The organism is Veillonella sp. 6_1_27 (assembly GCF_000163735.1).
Taxonomy (GTDB): Bacteria; Bacillota; Negativicutes; order Veillonellales; family Veillonellaceae; genus Veillonella; species Veillonella parvula_A.
Window position 1 is genome coordinate 37848 of the sequence record NZ_GG770216.1, and the last position, 20687, is coordinate 58534.

The window sequence follows — 20687 nt, forward strand, 5'->3', positions numbered from 1 at the left end:
TAATACCTATCTAACCTTATATAAAACTATAATAAAAATAAGAAGTAATAGATATAAAAATTATCTATACTTCTAATACAAACCAACAATATTCAGCATAACAAGTCAAATATTACACTTATTACAGATTGTTATCATATACTCATCTACTCGTATACCATATCAAAAAAAATCTATATTGTAAACAAATTTTTCATGTTTCATTCATTTTTATGGTTTATTTAACAAAATTAATAATTAGGAAATAAAATCTTCATCTTTTCGATACATTTATGCCATTAAATTTACATATTTGCATGTAACAATTTCAATTTATACATAACAAAAGCCGAGGCAATCTATGCCCCGGCTTTTATAAACACCATACATTCTAAATATTATTTAGTTATCAGTGTATTATCACAGAATCTAATGAAACTGTCCCTGATTCAATTACAATATTTAATTAAATTAGCGGTTTATTACTTACACCAGATCTTACTGAATTGTTGGTGCATTAATCGCTTTACGAAGATCCACTGTATGAAGTTCGTCCATTGCAGGAGCTGCTTTTTCATCCACAGTTTTCACGCGATTATTGCCGTCTTTCATAGCTTCGTTCAAGCTGAAGATAACCATTTCGTTCATGTAGAAACGCAATTCATCATCATGTACATTGGCTGTATTGCGATCCAAGATATCGATGATTTGTTGCGCATAGTCCAATTTAGCATCTTCAGATACAGTCACATGTTCTGTAAAGAACTGTTTGTAATCGTTGTACAAACGATCTAACGCCATGCGCGCATAGCTGTCATTTTTATAACGATGGCTCACGATGTACCAGCTACGACGAACGTTCATATAATACAATACATTATTGTGGTACCGCTCTTGCCCCTTCATAACGCGAGAGTCGTCCATGATATATTTGCCTTTTTGATCCAATTGGAATTGTGTAAAAGCATTCACTACGTCACGAACTTCTTCGCTAGGTACAGGAATGGCCACTTCTGCTTCAATTACGTTTAATGGTTCAGCTGGTTGTTCCGGCATCATCAATCGATCTTGAGCCGCATCCGCTTGACCTACCGCGCATACATAAGCCAGTGCCAATACAGGCATAAATGTTTTGAATTTCATACTTCCTCCTTATGATGAGCCGCCCCGGAAAGGGCGGCTTTCACAATCCTTACATGAGTGGTTAAGAACTCGAATATTCAGATTCGATTATTTTGTAAGACCTGCTTGTTGCATCAACAATGCGATTTGAGCTTTCATTTCTTCATTATCGCGTTGTACTTGATCGTATTTAGCAGTTAACTCTAGATCATGTTGTTTCATACGTTCATTTTCAGCTTTCAATGCAGTCACTTCATCCTGCAATACATACGCGGAGCTGATAGGGCCGGCCTTATAACGTGCAGGAACCGCTTTCTTCGCATCGGAAGTACCGAATTTGTAGGATACGCCCGCATTAATCATGTTGTCATGACCGCCAAGAGATACGCCCATATGGAACATTGTAGATTCATTAGTATAGTGCGCCACGCCTACAGCTGCAGCGGTGCTGCCTTTATAATGACCTACAGCAGCCAATACTTGAGTTGGTTCCAATGGATCATATTGTAATGGTTTGAGGCCAGAAATAGCTGCACTAGTAGCACCTACATCAGCGATTTTACCATCCACGCTACGCATAGCACTGCTCAATTGATTTACGTTAACCGCATCAGTACCATCTACACCAGGGCCTACATTAGTAATTCTATTACCACCGTTATTGAGGCCGTCTTTAGTAAGACTTACAGCATTACCTTGAGCAGGTGTAATTGTCATACCGCCACCGTTTATAACAGTTGTATTACCAGCAGCATCCGTAGTCGTTACGGACTCAAGACCTTTCAAGTCTTTAGCCAACTTGATGTTATAGCCATCACCAGCAGCGTTTTTCACAACACCGATATTATTATCTGCCAAACGGTTCACATCAGCACCACCAGTAAGGTTCATAGTATCTCCCAATCCACGAACCACTTTACCGCTATCGCCAAGTTGGTCACCTTGGAATACACGGCCTGTTCTAGCCTTGTTGTTGAAGTCATCATTAACAGCTTTCAATTGATCTTCTGTCGCCGCACGACCAGGAACAGCTACAGGGTTTTCAGGATCCCAAGTTTTGTTATCCAAACCTGTTACGAAGTTGCCTTCTTTACCGTCGGAAGTTTGCTTACCTACAACTACGTCACCGGCTTTCACAGTATTTGCCGTTACAGAACCGTTGTTGCCGTCGATTTTAACTTGATTATCACCTTTACCGGCTGTAATCGTTCCTGCAGAGCCATCCAACTTAACTTCTTTATCGCCATTGCCGGCTGTAACAGTACCTTCGGAACCGTCAATCTTAACTTGTTTTGCTGGGTCTTGACCAAGAGTGATCTTATCGTTCAAGGCCATCTTGATAGCACCGTTATCAACAGAAGTTTTGATATTACCGTCACCTTTTAGGTCAATTGTTTCGCCAAGAGGTTTCTTCACGGAGTTACCGTCTTCTGCTTTAAGACCGAAGCCTGTGGATTTGATGTCTTCAATAGCTGTATGCAATTGACCGCCGTTTACAGCGTCCTTGCTACCAGCGCCAATAGTACCATCAGCTACATTAGTGATCTTCTTATCAGCCGCATCGATACCCTCTTTTGTTACCTTAGGACCGTTTTCGATTGTTAAGCCATCTTTGTTGATAGTAACAGCTTTATTACCACCATCATTGATTTGCAAGCCGTCTTTAGTCAACTTAGTTGCTTCATTAGCGCCGTCCTTGATAGTAACGCCGTTTGTATCCATCTTAGTGTCGCCTGTTGTTACAGTGGTAGCTGTTACAGTGTCTACAGTGATGTCTTTTTTCAATTCTACCTTAACAGCGCCGTCGTCTACGGATGTTTTGATATTCGTGTCATCACCTTTAACTTTAACAGTTTCACCAAGAGCTTTTTTCACAGATTGGCCGTCTTCTGCTTCTAGACCGAAGCCTTTGGATTTAAGGCTTTCAACAGCATCATGCAATTGGCCACCGTTTACAGCGTCTTTGCTATCTTTTGCAACATTACCGTCTTGAACGTTTGTAATTTTATTACCAGCTGCATCGATGCCATCTTTCGTCATGGATGGACCATCAGTAATCTTCACGCCGTCTTTTGTAACAGCTGTCAATGGATTACCTGCTGCATCATTAATAGTCATGCCTTCGCCGTTTACAACGGTTTTACCATTTGCACCATTAGCTCCGTTGTTGAAAGTAATGGAGTTCAAGTCTTTAAGGTCTTTTGCCAAACGAACATTGAGAATATTATTTTTGCTGATAACGCCAATATTGTTTTCAGTCAAATCAGCTTCGTTTGTTACGCCGCCCTTAATGTCCAATTGTTCATTAAGTTTTTTCTTGATAACGTCGCCGTTGTCACCACCATATGCCATACCGTCATCTTTGGTTGCCACTTGATGTGTCTTACCCTTTTCATCAGTGTATTTGATACGAGTGATTTCGTTACCGTTGAGGTCTGGATCACCTTTTTCAACAGAAATGTCAGCGCTATGGCCGTCTTTACCGTTAAGACCGATGTGACCTACGCCGTCTTTACCAGAAATAGATACAGCTTCTTTACCGTCCTTACCAGTCACAGCTACCTTGCCGTCTGTACCGTTATCAGGACCTGTAATGGACACGCCGTTCTTACCGTCTTTGCCAACCTTCACGGATTCAGCTTTAAGGTTTTTATTCATCTTTACGTTGATAGTTGTATCACCAGATGTTTGGTCTTGTGTGATGAAAGTTTTAAGGTTTTCGCCGCTGTAATCTTCGTCAGCTGCCGTGCCTTCACCTTTAATAGTCACTTTAGAGCCAAGCTTATTAGTTTTTTCTCCGCCTTGATTAGCATCGAATTTCAAACCTTTATTAGTCAATGCGTCTGCACTATCTTTGATTTTGTCATTTAAGTAGTCTACATTAACCGCTTCGCTACCATCGTTGCCTGTAGCATATGCCACATTCGTTACGTGAGTACCGCCTTGCTTATTGTTATATGCAGGACCTTCGTAAGTTACCTTGGATTTATCAGGATTACCAGTAGGATCCAAATCATACTTAACAGCGCGGTCATTCAATTTATCAAGTTTGGATTTAGAAGCAACGTCTTTGATGGTAACGGTTTCTGTTTTATCTGGATGATTCTTATCTTGTACAGTCAACGCTACATCGCCGTTCGCATCCACAGTGTAGTCTCCATTGGAGCCTGCTGCTTGATTTCTGATCAAACGATAATCAGTGGAGTTAGCACTTTGAGCATCCAACGCTTTTTTCAATTGATCTTCTGTTGCCGCACGACCAGATACAATCTTATTTGCATCCCAATCTTTATTATCAAGGCCTGTTACATAATTGCCTGTTTCGCTGTCGCCAGCTGTGTTGTTAACAGTTTGACCACCCATAGTAGCACCGCCTGCTTTCACAGTCTTAGCGGCTGTTACGGAATCAAGATTTTTAAGGTCTTTCGCCAATTGAAGTTCCAATTTGTCAGTGCCATCAGCTTTTACATTGATGTTGCCAGATGCGCTCTTGAATGCAGCGGATTCAGCTTCAGTTACGCCTTCACCTTGTACTTTCACCAAGGAGTTCAATTTTTGTTTATTCACGGTACCAGAATTGTTACCAGTGAATTGTAAACCGTCCTCCATAGTCGCAACTTGGTGTTCGCCATTGCCGTCTTTGTAAACGATACGTGTAAGACCATTTGTACCATCAACGCCTTTTTCACCTTTAACGCCTGTCGCAGGATCGTCGTAACCAGGTTTCACGGACAAGTCGATACCATTAGTACCGTTCACGCCGTTCGTTCCAGCAGGGCCTGTCAAGCCAATGTGGCCTACGCCGTCCTTACCGGAAATAGAAACTGCTTCTTTACCGTTTTTATCAGTCACAGCTACCTTGCCATCTGTACCGTTCGCTGTGTCAGGACCTGTAATAGATACGCCGTCCTTACCATTTTTGCCAACCTTTACAGATTCAGCTTTAAGGTTTTTGTTCATCTTCACGTCAATCGTCGTGTTACCTGTTGCCGCATCTTGATTGATGAAAGTTTTGAGGTTTTCACCGCTATAATCAGCGTCAGCTGCAGTACCTTCACCTTGAATTGTAACCGTGGAGCCTAATTTGTTAGTTTTTACGCCACCTACATTGGCATCAAATTTAAGACCTGTATTGATAAGTTCATTTTTAGCATCATGTAATTGACCGCCGTTTACAGCATCTTTAGAACCAGCCGCTACATTACCGTCTTTCAAGTTGGTAATCTTTGTGCCGTCCGGGCCTTCCAATGTTACTGTGTCATGGCCTGTGTTACCGTCATATTTTACGGAACGATCTTTTACATTATCTAGTTCAGTTTTAGACGCAATATCCTTAATCGTTACAGTTTTAACGTCACTGGATTTTTCGTCTTTTACCTTCAAGTCTACTTGATTGTTTTCAACCTTATAGGAACCATCTGCCGCGTTGTTCGGATTAGCAATTAAGCGGTAATCTGTAGCACTTGCATTAGACGCTTTCAATGCATCGCTAACCTTCTTAAGTTGGTCTTCTGTCGCTGCGCGTCCTTCTACATACGTAGGATCTGAAATGTCCCAAGCTCTATTATCTAAGCCTGTTACAAAATTACCAGTTTGGTTGCCACCTTTTTTATCCGCTACCGTATGATTACCTACAGTGGCAGTGCCTGCTTTCACAGTGTCGGATGCCGTTACGGATTGCAAGCCAGTCAAGTTTTTCGCCAATTGCAATTGTAATTTTGCATTGCCATCAGCGCCAACAGCCGCAGAAGTAACACCGATATTATTGCCTGTAGCAAGATCAGAAGCGCTTGTTACACCACCGTTGATGTCCACTTGTTTGTTAAGCTTAACATTGGATGTAGCACCCATGTCACCTTTGAATTTAAGGCCGTCGTTCAAGGTTGCCACTTCTTCGTTGGAGCCATCAGGTTTTTGGTACGTAATACGTGTTGTAGTCGTGCCAGGAGCGCCGTCTACACCAGGTTGACCGTCACGAGTAACGGAAATGTTAGTTGTTACACCATCTTTACCGTTGATGCCGATTTTACCGTCTTTGCCGTTTGCACCGGTTGCAGTAATTGTCTCTACATTAAGGTTTTTACCAAGTTTCACATCAATTGTGCTGTCGCCGTTAGCGTCTTGAGAGATTTCCGTAATGATATTGGAGTTATCCCCTTTAACTGCTACTTTGGAGCCCAACTTATTTGTTTTTTCGCCGCCTGTATTAGCGTCGAATTTCAAGCCTTTGTCGATAAGATCTTGTTTAGTTGTATCAATCTTATTGTTTAAATCATTCTTAGTATTTGTGATTTGATCGCCAAGATCCTGTTTAACTTGATGTAATTGACCGCCGTTTACAGCATCTTTAGAACCAGCTGCTACGTTACCGTCCTTCAAGTTAGTGATTTTTGTACCGTTAGGGCCTTCCAAAGTTACTGTATCTTTGTTAGTTTCACCATCGTATTTCACAGAACGATCTTTTACCTTATCAAGTTCAGTTTTGGACGCAATATCCTTAATTGTTACAGTTTTAACGTCACTGGATTTTTCGTCTTTTACTTTCAAGTCTACTTGATTGTTTTCAACCTTATAAGAGCCGTCTGCCGCATTGTTTGGATTAGCGATTAAACGATAGTCCGTAGAACTTGCGTTAGCCGCGTTAGCTGCTTTCACAGCATCGCTCACAATCTTAAGTTGATCTTCTGTTGCCGCACGGCCAGATACATAGGCAGGATCAGTTAATGTCCAATTTTTATTGTCCAAACCGGATACAAAGTTACCGTTCTGAGCAGCACTTTTGTTATCTGTTACAGATTGGGTACCCATTGTAGCAGTACCAGCTTTTACAGTTTTTGTAGCTGTTACCGTATTAACATTGATATCTTGACCCAATGCAACCTTAATCGTTGTATCGTCGCCAGTTTGCGTAATTGTAGTGTCGATGTTAGTACCATCACCAGCTACAGTTACCTTGGAGCCCAATTTATTTGTTTTTTCGCCGCCATTATCAGCATCGAATTTCAAGCCTTTATTAATAAGCTCTGTTTTTGTAGTATCAAGTTCTGTTTTAGACGCAATATCCTTGATAGTTACAGTTTTCTTATTCGCAGGATTTTTAGCATCTTGTACTGTTAAGTCAACTTTATTGCCAGATACAGTGTAAGCTTTATCAGCAGCACTGCTATTTTCAACTAATTGATAGTCAGGAGCATCTACGTCAACTTTATATGTTTTATATGTACCGTCAGTACCTTCTGTAATCGTTGTGTTTTTACCAGCTACAACCTTTACTGCTTTTTGCGCTTCATCACGAATAACGGATTTACCGCCGTCTGTAATGTTGGACAAGTCTTTATTTGCCGCATTATCGATTTTATTCTTAGTTGCATCAGTCAACGTCACATCGATTGTTTGGTTGTTAACAGATGTCGTAACATAAGAACCATCGCCTTTTACAGTCAATGTTTGGTTATCTAATAAAACGTCGTTTTTACCAGTGTTACCAGCTACTTTCAAATTAACATTGCGCAATTGTGCCACGTTAACAGCGTCAGTATCAGCTGTACCTGCAGCCACATTTGTGATCTGACGAGTTTTTGTACCGCCGTCACCTACGGACACTGCACCCATAGTGGATGTCAACGCAGCGCCTGTCAATCCGCTATATCCATTTGTACGGCTGTCTGCAGTTTTCACATTATAGCCTGCTTTGCCCGCCGCAACGGAAGCAATGGAGTTTGCACCCAATGCAACGCCGTCATCTACACTGGATTTAGCTTTATAACCGATTGCAGTGCTATTCGCATTCGCTGCAGTTGCATCAGCACCGACAGCTGTCGCAAAGTTACCTGCTGCGGAAGTACGTACGCCGGCTGCTGTCGCATTATTGCCTGTAGCACCTGTGTTATCGTAGTTCGCATCGGCAGATGTGCCTTTAGCACTGAAGAAATTCGTTTGCGCCGCTTCAACAGCTTCTTTTACCGTATGATACGTGCTGTTCTTGATATTGAAATCAGGCGCTTTATATGTAGAACCATTCGCTTCATAGCCCGTATATGTAGGACCTGCGATGGATTTTGCCAAGTTACTGTTTACAAATTTTAATTGTTTTACATTTGTTGCGTCAGTATCGTTTTCACCACCTGCTACATTGATGATACGGCGTTCAGAACCTACGTTACCTACCGCAACTACACCGTTTGCAACATTGTTGTTTTGTTGATTAGTGAAAGCAGAGTAACCATTAACCAAGGCACCTCTTACTTCCGTACCAGTACCCAATGCCAAGGAATTATTGGATTCTGCAACGGCATTTGTACCGATAGCCATGGAGTTAGTACCTGTAACAGTAGCACCAAGACCGATAGCTGTCGTATTAGTATTGTTTGCTTTCGCTTCTTTACCGATTGCAATGGCACCATCTTTAGATGCATTAGCCGCACCGCCAAGTGCAAGCGCATCAGCACCCAAGGATTTTGCATTACCACCTAATGCGATAGAGTTCGATAATTTGGCTTGGGAAGAACTACCCATAGCGATAGCATCAGCACCAGCAGCATTAGAGCTACTACCCATGGCAAAGCTGCTTACACCACTTGCATTGGCACTTTTACCCATCGCTACCGCATTTTGTGCGGATGATTGCGCCGTATTACCGATAGCAAAGGCATTCTCTGCACTAGCATTAGCACTATAACCCATAGCTACCGCATTAGCGCCACCAGTACTGGATGAGGAACCGAATGCCATAGAGTCAGCTGCAGCAGTAGATGTTCTCGCCTTTGTACCAAATGCAAGAGAACGAACACCTTCTGTTACGGTATTACCATTGGCATTATATTGTGCACTAGGAGTACCATGTTGTTGACCAGGCAATTTTATAGTTTCTGCTGCACCAATTGCAATGGATTGATCCGCTTTTGCTGTAGCAGAATAACCCATGGCGAAACTACCATTACCCTTTGCCCAAGATGCAGTACCTAATGCTGCGGAGAACTCACCTTCTGCAGCGGATTGACGCATCATAGCCAAGGAGTTAAATCCGCTCGCCTTTGTAGCTGTACCAAGAGCCATAGCAGATGGTGATAAAGCCTGAGCATAATGACCTAAAGCAAAAGAAATACCACCTGTGGCCTGAGCATAGTTACCGATAGCTAAACCGGAATAATAAGTTGGATTACCAGTTTCCTGAATATTTGTATTTTTACCGATAGCAATGCCAGCAAAACTATTTTCTGTATAGTTACCTCTATCTGTACCATTATACAAATGACTATTATCAAATGGTGTCAGGTTCCCAGGGTTTTGATAATTATATAAATAACTACCTTCACTATAAACTACATTACCAGTAGCATAACCAGCGCCATTTACATCATTAATCGTCATAGCAGTATATGTAGCAGCATTAACTGTAGTAATATTACCACCCATTAATAATGCAGCCACCGCCATAACTGCACTCATGCGCGCCCAGGTTGTACCGCTTTGTACGGATTTTACCTTACCGCCACCTGTTTTTACAATTTCAGATACTACAACGTAGCATTTTTTTGTCTTACTCCAAATAACATTATAAATTCGATTCATGATTATCCTTTCTTACCGAAAACTCAGTAAAACACACCACTTGTGTTGCATAATATTGCAAAGATAATAAAAAGAAGAAGTATAAAGATTAATTATCATCTACACTTCTTACACCAAATATTAGTATTCCAAATTACGATCTGAATACTATAATTATTCATGATTCTTCATCATATACTCATCCACGGCAATACAATATCAAAAAATTTCTATCTTGTAAACAACTTTTTCATCTTTTCTTCATTTTTGTCATTTATTTATTTCTATTTTAATACTTTTTAATTTTAAGAAATAAAATCATCATCTTTCCTATCAAAATTTACGATAAATCCACATATCGGAATATAACGATTATTGTAATTACGTAATCAATTTCATATTTTTAGACTTTTCAGTTTAGTACTTTCATAGATAAGATAATTTTATATACAGAAAAAAATCCCCTACAGGTACACGAAAAAGCCGAGGCCCTAAAGCCTCGGCTTTCACAATATAAATCATATATATAAGTATTCTATTTTTTATTGACCCTTACACGTTCAATAGTTGGTTGTCCTTCATGATTCTTGGCAATAGTATCCACACGGAATAACGCCATTTCAGGACCAAATTCAGATACGAGTCGATCATCGACAGCAACACCGTTTTGAATAGCTCGGTACACAATTTGAGCAAATTCATAGCGGGTCAACATACGATCTCCTCCGAATGTACCATCAGGATAGCCTTCTACAAGACCACGTCGAGATAGATCGCTAACCGCCGCATATGCCCAGTGATTATTCGGCACATCAGGGAATAATGTGCTGCGGTCTGCTTTCATATTCGTTCCGGCTAATCCATTCAAAAGAGCCGTCAACTTTTGAATCTGTGCATTTTGTACCGCTACAGTTTTCTTAAGTTCCAAAACTTCCTTACCGATGGCCACACGAGAACGAGATACATTACTGTGAGCACCAACTTTCACAGACATACCGGCATTCACAACGGTTTCGCCATTACCGACAGTAGATCCTACACTAAATTGCAAGTCCTCATTCGGTCTGTAGAAAGCCCCCAATGCAGCGGCGTTGCCATCATGATAGTGGCCATAACCAGCAGCAAAGTCCCATTTTGCATCAGGATCGAAATCCAACGGATGCAAGGCGGCAAGTGCAGCCGCTCCAGCCACAGATTTGTTGACCTTTTTATCGAGACGAGCTACATTCCGCCCCATATTCGTTACATCCTGCTTGATATTAGTAATGTCGCCCTGAATATTGGTTACATTCTTTTTAATATTGGTCACATCACCTTGTATATTGTTAATGTTTGTCGTGTTATTTGTAATCTGATTTGTTATATCGTCAGATAGGCTTACCTTATAATCTTTAGTCGTTCCGTTCGTCGTAGTTGTCACATTAATATGCTTACCTGCACTGACGGTAGTGGAGCCGTTCGCATTCACTTGATTTTGCAACTTTTTGAGCTGTGCCACATTCACCGCATCCGTATCCTTTGTGCCGGCTGCTACGGATGTAATCTGACGCGTAATATTGTTATTTGCATCACCGACAGATACGGCCGATTTAGTCGCCTTCCACGTAGAATCCGTATTCGTGGACTGTGCCTTTGTACTCGGATCATACCCAACGGATCCAGCCGCCACAGTAGCCTTCGATTCACTGCCCAATGCAACGCCGCCCTCTACGGTTACATTCGTATTATGTCCGACAGCGACCGCATTATTAACAGATGTCGTAGTCTTGCTGTCTGTAGAACCGATAAGAACCGCATGATTGGCGTCTTTTACCTCACGATTATCCCCCATCACAAGACTGTTCTTAGAATTAGTCACCGTATTTTCAGACCCTATTACGGTCGTATTGGACACCTTATCCGCCGTATTGTGAAAGCCCGTTAACATGGTATTCTTACTTTCTTTGCCTTGAGAGCCAGTCAATGTGTTATTTACACCCATAAGTGCAGAGCGAAGTGTATAATCCGCCTTATTACCGCTACCAAATGCCATAGTAGAACCGCCACCATTAGAATTTTTGACAGCGGAACGTAATTTCTCAGATAATTCCTTAGCGGAATTACCGCCCGAACTTGGCGCTGAAATACTGGTTACAGAATTCGTTATTTCATTCCCAGCACCAAATACGAGAGACCCATTGGAGTTAAAGGTTCGATTGGCAGTACCTACAATACTGTTCGCAACACCCGAATAATAGCTACCCGTTTTCGATTCAATGCTATTCAATGTACCATTAATGGTGGCACCAAAATTCTTTGTATAATTTGCAAATCGTCCACCATTATAATCACTGGAGATAATATTATATACACCTGTACTTGTAGTGAAAGCCCCATTACTAAAGCTATTAGCACCAATTGTTGTAGCATATACATTTAATGCATCTTTTCTTGTGGATGCACTATCCACAGTAGTATCCCCAAGGTCCCCTTTATAATTATGAGACCCAATCATGGTACTACCGGTACGAGCAAATGTATTATCACCGATAGCGACACTACCTACCACCTTTGTAGGATCCGCAGGAATTCTGGCAGGAGAAAGCAGCCCCCCGCTATAGGTCGTTTGCCCTAACGCAAAACTAGCCTCTCCACCACCGGCCATATTTTCAACCTTTGCATTTTTACCGATAGCTATACTACCGCCCTGGCTAGCATAGTTATTAATACCTGCTCCATTGCCGATAGCTACATCACCTGTAGCCGTACTAGCACCGTTCGAGTAAGAAATGCCGGCACCTTTACCAATGGCTACGTTTTCCGCCTTCGGTGCACTACTGCCCGTACCGATAGCTACACCATTACCGCTGCCCGGTGCCACATCCACCGCTCCGGCCACATATAGGCTCGATAACAACACACCATTAATCAACACAGATAATATAAGTTTACGCTTGCTCATTTTATCCTCTCCATTCCCTAATGAATCCCACGTGTAACTTATTCTTCATTATATTTTCATGAATATTGTGCCACTCTTTTTCTATTTTGTAAACAAAATAAATTTTTATGAATTAATGTATAAAAAAAGGAACTGTCTTTTCATATCAGATGACAACCATCTGATACGATAAAACAGTTCTCTATATTGCTTTTATCTAAAAAATAAATATAGATTCTTATGCTACTTTTATCAAAATAATAAATATATATATATATATCAATCTATCAATCAACGTGCACCGTATGTTGGCGACGCACATTTTCCAGCATATTTGCACGAACCGATGCTTTTGCATCCGATCGATGGTTACCACCAAACCAAGCCGTATCGACACCGGCTAGACGGAACATAACCTTACCGTAAGGGCTACCGTGCTTATGCTCCGGCTTATTATAGCCCATGTCCACGGAAATCCTTGGTGTGAGCTGCAACTCCGTACCGATGCGCAAGCCATGCTTATCCTCACTACGCCGCAACTGCCAACGATAGGCTTCCATGTACACGCGCGCCCAACGAGCATTCTTAAAGCTAGTCCCATATTCCGCAGTATATCCGTTAGACACATTTTCCAAGCGTGTCGCACCATCAAGGGAACGCTCGCTGGACATACCGCGATACCAGTTCATGCGAAACGCACCGATCCCCGACACATACTCCAGCCCGACACTCATGCGACCGTGATTGCCTCTGAACCGATGGTCATAAAACAGATTACCACCGTAATAATGGTCATCGTTCGCAGCAATTCGGCGATAGCCGATACCCACATTCGCCGTCGTCCCTGTATCCGGTGCATTCGCCAAACGCTCCTGTGTAAACCACACATAGCGAGATGTCTCATCATAATGACCTAGTGGCTGCAATGTTTCCACACCATACAAGGGCTTCCAATTTTTCTGAAAGCGCAATGACACGACGGTTCTCTGCATCCAGGGCTTCGCCTTCGATCCGTGCATTGCGGAATGAACACCAGTCATAACCACTGCCTGCAACGCAGAGTTGACTGCATCCGTATCGGAATAACGAGTCGTCTTTTTATCTGTGGAGTCCGGCATCTCCAATCCGCCCTGACCGATGACATGATCCGGAGTATGAGACGAATTAACATGGAAGGTATCTGAGTCGTCAGATAATACAGTCTTACTTTCACTATGAACTTGTTTTACCGTAGTCCCCTGCATAGGCTGCGCTGTTCTGTCCACCTGTTTTCCCAACACGGGCATAACGGACATACACAGGGCCACTACTAACACAACTATATATTTCATTACACACTCTTACGTACAAACACACTTTTCATTACGCACATAATTATTTACTTAATTATGTACTTAATACATCATTACACACGATTACACACGCCGATGACTCATGATTTTATCATGAACAAAACATGAAATTATTTCTATTTTATATAAATATATAGAGAATTGTCAATGCATATAGATTGCAATTGATAGAATAAATAAATATTTAAACTTTATAATTATGTGTCAAAGATTTCTTATCAACTATAAATACCTATAGAATATATTGTATATTTATTGAAATTATGTGAATATTCTATTTACAATATACCTTTTTGGTATTATAGTAGCCATGTAAGTCTTTTTATGAAAGTTTTGTGAAAGTTTGTTTGTACACAAAGGAGTGTATACGATGAGTAAGAAACGTTTTGTATTAGCAAGTGTTGTAATGGTAGCTTTATCCGCCTCAGTTTATGCGGCGCCGGTTAATATCGTTGATAACAATGGTAACATCGGCAAGGAAGGTCAAACTTTCACCGCAGGAACAGGCGGCAACATCACCCTCGGTGAGAATGCCGGTGCGGCGAACGGAAAAGGAAAGGGGCCCAATGCCCAAGGCAATAACATAGCCTTAGGTTCAGCTGCTGGGGCCGGCTCATCAGGCGGTGGCAATATCAACCTTGGGGCGAAGTCATTTCGAGACAGTACTGGCGATTTTAACATAACCGTCGGTTTCGCCGCAGGTAATGCAAGCCAGTTGACGAACTCCATTGTCATGGGGACTCAATCAGGGGAAAAATCCGCAGGTGATAAAAACGTGTGGATTGGGAACTTCCAGGGTGCTAACAGTAAAGCCAGCAATTCTGTAGCCATCGGGTCAAATTCGACAGTAAATGGTCAGTTCAACCTTGCCGTAGGGCATTATGTGAATGTAAATGCCGCGAAAGGTTTGGCCGTAGGCTCTTATAACACACTATCTGAAAAAGCGACTGCATCTGGCGTATTCGGTCAAGGCCAATACGGTAAAACAGCTATTGATGCGGCCAATTCTTACAGTATAGGTAATTACAACCATATTTCTGGAGAAAACACCTTTGTTCTCGGCAATAATGTGACTACCTCTCTAAAAAACGGAGTTGTCCTTGGCAATGATTCCGCTGACGGCGATGTAGTCGGTACAGCAAGTCATACCTTTGAAAATGGTACTACCGTCAACTATGCCGGCACTGCCCCTGTATCAACAGTATCCGTAGGGGCTAAGGGCAAGGAACGGACGATCACCAATCTCGCAGCAGGTCGCGTGAGTGCTACCTCTACAGATGCGGTCAACGGATCCCAACTCTACGGCGTTCATCAAATGATTGATACCCTTGGTAAAAGTACAAGTCAACAGCTTAATAATTCTATTAGCACTATTGAAAAATCTGTACAACATGTATCTCAAGAGGTACAACGTGTTGAATCGGAATCCAATAAAGGTGATGCTCGTGCCGCTGCATTAGCTGCATTACATCCATTACCATATGATCCGGATAATCGCGTTCAATACATGGCGGGCTACGGTCATTATAAAAATGCAAATGCAGTAGCTCTAGGTGTAGGCTATTATCACAAAGATAATCTTTTACTCACCACAGGGTTTACGATGAACAATCACGTTATGGCCAATGTAGGCATCACCTATAGACCAGGAAAATCTTTATCTACTGCTATGTCCCCTGCCTCTTATAACGCACTAGAACAACGCGTACAAGCATTAGAAGCTCAAAATAAAGATCTACAAGAAACAGTAAAACGCTTAGTAGACAAACTTGAAAAATAATAAGATCCCTTTATGGTAGTCCTATGACTACTTTCACAAAAACACACTAAAACCAAAAAGCTGTACACACATAATCGATTTTTGAACCGCCTTTGATGTTACATTCGTTTTGACATCAAAGCCGTTCAGTCTAATCTATGTATGTACAGCTTTTATCATTATTTATATGTAGTTATTATAATAATGTATTTCATCTCAATTTGACGATATATATTTTTATCCCTATAATATAAGTAGATAGCCAGACGAGTGGTTCCGTTAGGCTCATCTCAGAACTATAAATAATTGATGAAATGGCCTTTCAGTTATCCAGTTACTGGTAACGAAGGGCTATTTGTCTTTTCCAAGACAAATAAGAGCCACAAGTGCTCCAAAGGCAATAACTACAGTTATTACCTCTAGAATTAGCATGATTAACTCATAATCACTCATAGACACCCCTCCCTTCATTAACGAAGAGAGGCCCAACCTCGTTGGCTATCCTAATCCTATTATAAGTCGAACTAATGCTCGATACAATAAGAAACGTTTTAAAGAAATATATGAATGAATCAATAGACGACTTTACCTGTCATGCAATTATCGATGTACTAAAATCGCTCCTATCTATTAATAATTCGCTTAAAATTTATGTGTAAATCCTGCATTTACAGACCAACCGGCCTTATAATCACCAGATAGACCTGTACTAATATCAGCAAAGATGCTGTTATTTGCATTAAAACCGTAGCGACCTCCAAAGGCTAAATCTGTCCAAGTGCCTTTAATGTCCTCGGAAGTGTATTTAGTAGTAGCACCACTAGTATATGTAGTTTTTACTGTACCAGAGAATGCATGGTTAACACCAAGACGAGTATATAGATTACCTGCGCCGAAATGTTTACCGATTTCAAGGCCAAGACCGCCTACTGTACTGCTCACACCAGACTGATCTACTTTCATACTGCCAGCATTGAAGCTATCACCACCAAAGTGAGTATAGCTCAATTGTGCTTGTGGCTCGATATATGTACCATTAGAAAGTTTCACGGTTTTACCATAGCGTGCACCAATTGTATACGCATTAGCTTTAGTCTCACCAGAAAATTTTTCACCAATCTCATTACGAACAGTGAAATCGTTAGATGCACGACCTACTTGGGACTCAATATGGATATATTGGTTGTTACCAAGATTTTTCAAACCATACGCACCAACAGCAAAGGCTTTTTCCTTACCAGAGCCGTTGAAAACGTAATCATCGTTACCACGAAGATAAGAAACTTGACCACCTACGGTCCAACCGCTACCAGTTTTAGCATCGTAACCACCTTGGATACGCGTGTATGTTGTATCTGTATCGATTCCGCTTCCATTAAAGTTGTATTTACCTCCACCAACGCGAGCCCAAATACCTGTTGGTTCACCTTGTTGTAATACGCGTGAACGATACATATTATCTGTCAACGTTCTCCAACCATTAATATTACTCATGATGGCGGAACGAGTACCACGCATATGTGGCGTATCAAAGGCACCCATATTGACATTCATCTGAGGATTCTGCTCAAGAGCTGGTACTTGTTTTTCCTCAGTTTTTGGAGTCGGTTGCGGTGTTGGTTTCACTTCCGGCTTAGGTGTTGGAACCGGAGCCGGTTTTACCTCAGGCTTCGGAGTCGGTTGCGGTGCTGGTTTCACTTCCGGCTTAGGTGTTGGAACCGGAGCCGGTTTTACCTCAGGCTTCGGAGTTGGTTGCGGTGTTGGTTTCACTTCCGGCTTAGGCGTTGGAACTGGAGCCGGTTTTACCTCAGGCTTCGGAGTCGGTTGCGGTGCTGGCTTTACCTCAGGCTTAGGCGTTGGTACCGGAGCCGGTTTCACCTCAGGCTTCGGAGTCGGTTGCACCTTACCATACTCATATTTACCCTGACCATTTTTATCGGCCTGCCACGTAACAGCACCTTCCTTAGCATAACCTTCGGTTAATACTTTAAAACGCGCAGATTCAGCACCTTCAGAAGCAATAGCAACCGTGCCTTGAAGATTTCTTTCACCATTTACATAATTATGGTAGTACACCTTATGCGCCAAATTATCCAAAACTTTATTTACATTATCCTCAGTAGACAAGTCTAAGCCCTTACGACTCGTGTACATATGAGCACCGGAATTAGGTGCCGCACTTGTAATATGAACATCACCACCCCAGAATGATTCTGGAGTCAATCCATTTACAATATTTTCACGCTCTTTATAACTTGGATCCTCTTTATCATCATACTCACCATTTGGATCATACACAAAATTTACATGGCCTTCTAATTTATCAATGTGAATTTCATTATGCTCACTTTGAGTTACTATGGATTCAAAATTACGATTTTTTGAACCGACCAAACGATGTACACGGCTTGGAGTTGTCATTGTGCTATAACTAGTACCATTCAAACCGCCTTGATACATATGGTCCCAATAACCACGATCACCAAGAAATACATTGATATGGTTTGGCTGTTTTGCATTCTTATCTGCTAAGTTGAGAGCAAAGCCAGTCCATAGTACTTCATCACTATCTACACCGATATTAATTTCAGATGGATGTGTATTGCTACCATCGATACGTACATCGCCTTCAATGGACATATCATGGCCAGTAAAATTACCCTTATTACCATCTACGCCGAGATTTACAGTACCGCCTTTAGTAATAACAAGTGGATTACTGTCACGACCAACTTGAAGATCGCCATTTTTAATATTCACAGTACTTCCATTTTGACTAGTAATGATAGTCTTTCGTCCATCCATTAGTCTACCAGATACATAATCTGCATTAATAGTACTCTTATTATCTGCATCAATTCCAAACAGTGTCCCTTGTACCTTTCCCAAGTTTAAAGTTTCACCTTTAACAGCACTAACAACAGGATATTCTGCCATTACATACGGCACTACAGAGCTAGCAATCGTCAGGGCAATCGCTAAGGATAAATTCGCTTTACACATGCGTTTCATAATAACCCTCTCTTATTCACACTATAAATTATAATTAAACATTTTTAATTATAATTTATAAGGCTATTATTGTAAACATAAGAAAACTGTTTCATCATCAAAAAATAATAAATAACAAAAAAAGGCGGCACCTAAGTGCTGCTCATAATTATAAAAAAATCTATTGAAAGCTATATTATCATTTATTCGAATTTGACGATATATATCTTTATCCCTTTAATATAGGTAGATAGCCAGACGAGTAGTTCTGTCGGGCTCATCCCAAAAGAATAAAGAATATGATGGAATGGCCTTTCAGTTCTCCAGTCACTGGTAACGAAGGGCTATTTTCTTTTTCCAAAGCAAAAGAAAAGGCAGAGATTATGTAACATGTCCTCCATTACTAGATGTTCAGTAATGGAGGACATATCAATAATTCCTGCCTTTTTTGTTTATCTACGGGCCACGCGCATGGCTGCCATCATGCCTGGCGACTTCCATACAGATTGGCCATTATCCGATACGAGTTTATTATTATCGTAAAATACGTCTGCATTGTAATAGTTGTCATCACTAGATGTCACTTTGTAGCTAAGACCTGCTGTTGTGTACACCGTAAAGTTGAGTATATCCCCCACCCGTTTTACAGAGTCTTGATCTACATACCAGTTATTACCAAGATACGTCGTAGCATACACATCTTGACGAGCTTCTACATCATTTGTGCTAATGCCAATTAATACAAGCAACGCCGCTAATATATATAAAAATTTACGCATTATAATTACCTCCCGTTTTATGGTAAGAATACTTATATATTATACCAAAAAACACTGATAATCGCATTATAATGGCACTACTTTCTCAACCCTTGACTGAATTCGCTCGAGGCTCGGCGTGATTGCTTTCATCACAGGTTTTTCTATGAAATCTAACCGCACATAGTCTACAATCATACCGATGACAAAAATAAGCACCACTACAAGAACTGCATACAGAGGTAATAGTATTGAATCATAGTACTGATACGTTGCTAATACATTGTCCCACATGTAATGAAGGAATAGCTTATTATCATGCAATAGGTATATACCAAAGGTAGTAGATGCTACCGCATTGATCCAAGGACGATAAGTGATCTTTACTTTCAAAAAAATAATAAATAAGCCAATGCCTAATAGCAATTGAAAGAAGCCATAATCATTTTGTGTAAAGTAGAAAATCTGTTTCATATACACTGGATTCGTCATGGCTAGTACATCAACGAGGATGTCCCCTAGAAAGGCCCCTACAAAGCCTATGGCGCTAAAAATAATACCTATTTTCTTTGTTATATGTGAGCCGTACAGCTTGATGTACGCCCCCATCGAATAGAATACGATAAAGGAAAAGATATGTTTAAATCCAAAAGTGGTATGCGGTACATTAGGCCACAAATTCAGCACCGTCGGCATTAAGAACCAAATTACCGTGGAAACCACTAGGAGTATAACGTAGTATGTATGCTGCAGCCAATGAAGTACTCGATTAATAACAGGCGTTAATAAATAGAGTACTAAAAAGTTCTGGGCGAACCAACTCATGGCACCAATGGGCAATAAGGCTAACATCATATTTCGTGATGTCACCGTATCGAGTCCTAAACCCATAGCCATGCCGAGCATGGCAATGCTGTAAAACCATATTTGCCCAACTAATTTGGCAAACTTGTGCAACTTCAAGCTACTAGAAATCATAAAATAGCCTGTTATCATAACAAAGGCGACTACACCAGCCTTACCTCCAAGTCCAAATACTTGGAGAAACACCTTATTAAACGTTAAATCTGGCGTAAAGGGGAAACAACCGTGCACGCTGAAATGGTGCATAATAATTAGTATCATCGAAATGATACGCAACAACTCAATATTGCTCGCTCTCATTCTCTATACCTCATATTCTTCCTCTCAAACTATATGAATACTACGCCAACTAGTAACTACCATGATGACTTGTATACATCATAAAATACATG

The 20687-nt window shown here is 41.1% G+C and carries 8 protein-coding genes; 1 reads left to right on the forward strand and 7 read right to left on the reverse strand.

All coding sequences use genetic code 11. The features are described from left to right. Positions 1-477 precede the first annotated feature (477 nt). From HMPREF0874_RS04180 to HMPREF0874_RS04195, 4 genes are all read right to left on the reverse strand, one after another. Entirely contained in the window at positions 478-1122 is a 645-nt protein-coding gene (locus HMPREF0874_RS04180; protein WP_008601777.1) for a hypothetical protein, read from the reverse strand. Positions 1123-1209: 87 nt separating this feature from the next. Continuing rightward, positions 1210-9672 carry a YadA-like family protein gene (locus HMPREF0874_RS04185; protein WP_008601780.1) on the reverse strand — a complete coding sequence of 2821 codons (8463 nt, stop codon included), beginning with the start codon at positions 9670-9672 and terminating at the stop codon, positions 1210-1212. Positions 9673-10186: 514 nt separating this feature from the next. Next, the gene (locus tag HMPREF0874_RS04190; protein ID WP_008601782.1) at positions 10187-12592 is read right to left on the reverse strand and encodes an S-layer homology domain-containing protein; all 2406 of its coding nucleotides are present in this window, start codon (positions 12590-12592) and stop codon (positions 10187-10189) included. A 266-nt stretch (positions 12593-12858) separates the two neighbouring features. Then, positions 12859-13902, reverse strand: a complete 1044-nt coding sequence (locus tag HMPREF0874_RS04195; protein ID WP_039965154.1) for an inverse autotransporter beta-barrel domain-containing protein — start codon at positions 13900-13902, stop codon at positions 12859-12861. A 391-nt stretch (positions 13903-14293) separates the two neighbouring features. On the opposite strand from HMPREF0874_RS04195, the gene HMPREF0874_RS04200 reads away from it, so the two are divergent. After that, on the forward strand, positions 14294-15703 hold the full coding sequence (locus HMPREF0874_RS04200) for a YadA-like family protein (RefSeq protein ID WP_008601786.1): 1410 nt from the start codon (positions 14294-14296) through the stop codon (positions 15701-15703). 621 nt (positions 15704-16324) lie between these two features. Here the strand turns inward: HMPREF0874_RS04200 and HMPREF0874_RS04205 are convergent. The 3 genes from HMPREF0874_RS04205 to HMPREF0874_RS04215 all read right to left on the reverse strand — a co-directional run bounded on the left by HMPREF0874_RS04205 (position 16325) and on the right by HMPREF0874_RS04215 (position 20595). Further along, complete coding sequence (locus HMPREF0874_RS04205; protein WP_008601788.1) at positions 16325-18694, reverse strand: autotransporter outer membrane beta-barrel domain-containing protein; 2370 nt, start codon at positions 18692-18694, stop codon at positions 16325-16327. A gap of 431 nt (positions 18695-19125) precedes the next feature. Further along, entirely contained in the window at positions 19126-19452 is a 327-nt protein-coding gene (locus tag HMPREF0874_RS04210) for a hypothetical protein (protein ID WP_008601791.1), read from the reverse strand. 66 nt (positions 19453-19518) lie between these two features. Next, positions 19519-20595, reverse strand: coding sequence for an acyltransferase (locus HMPREF0874_RS04215; protein WP_008601793.1), 1077 nt, complete (start codon positions 20593-20595; stop codon positions 19519-19521). Positions 20596-20687: the final 92 nt, after the last annotated feature.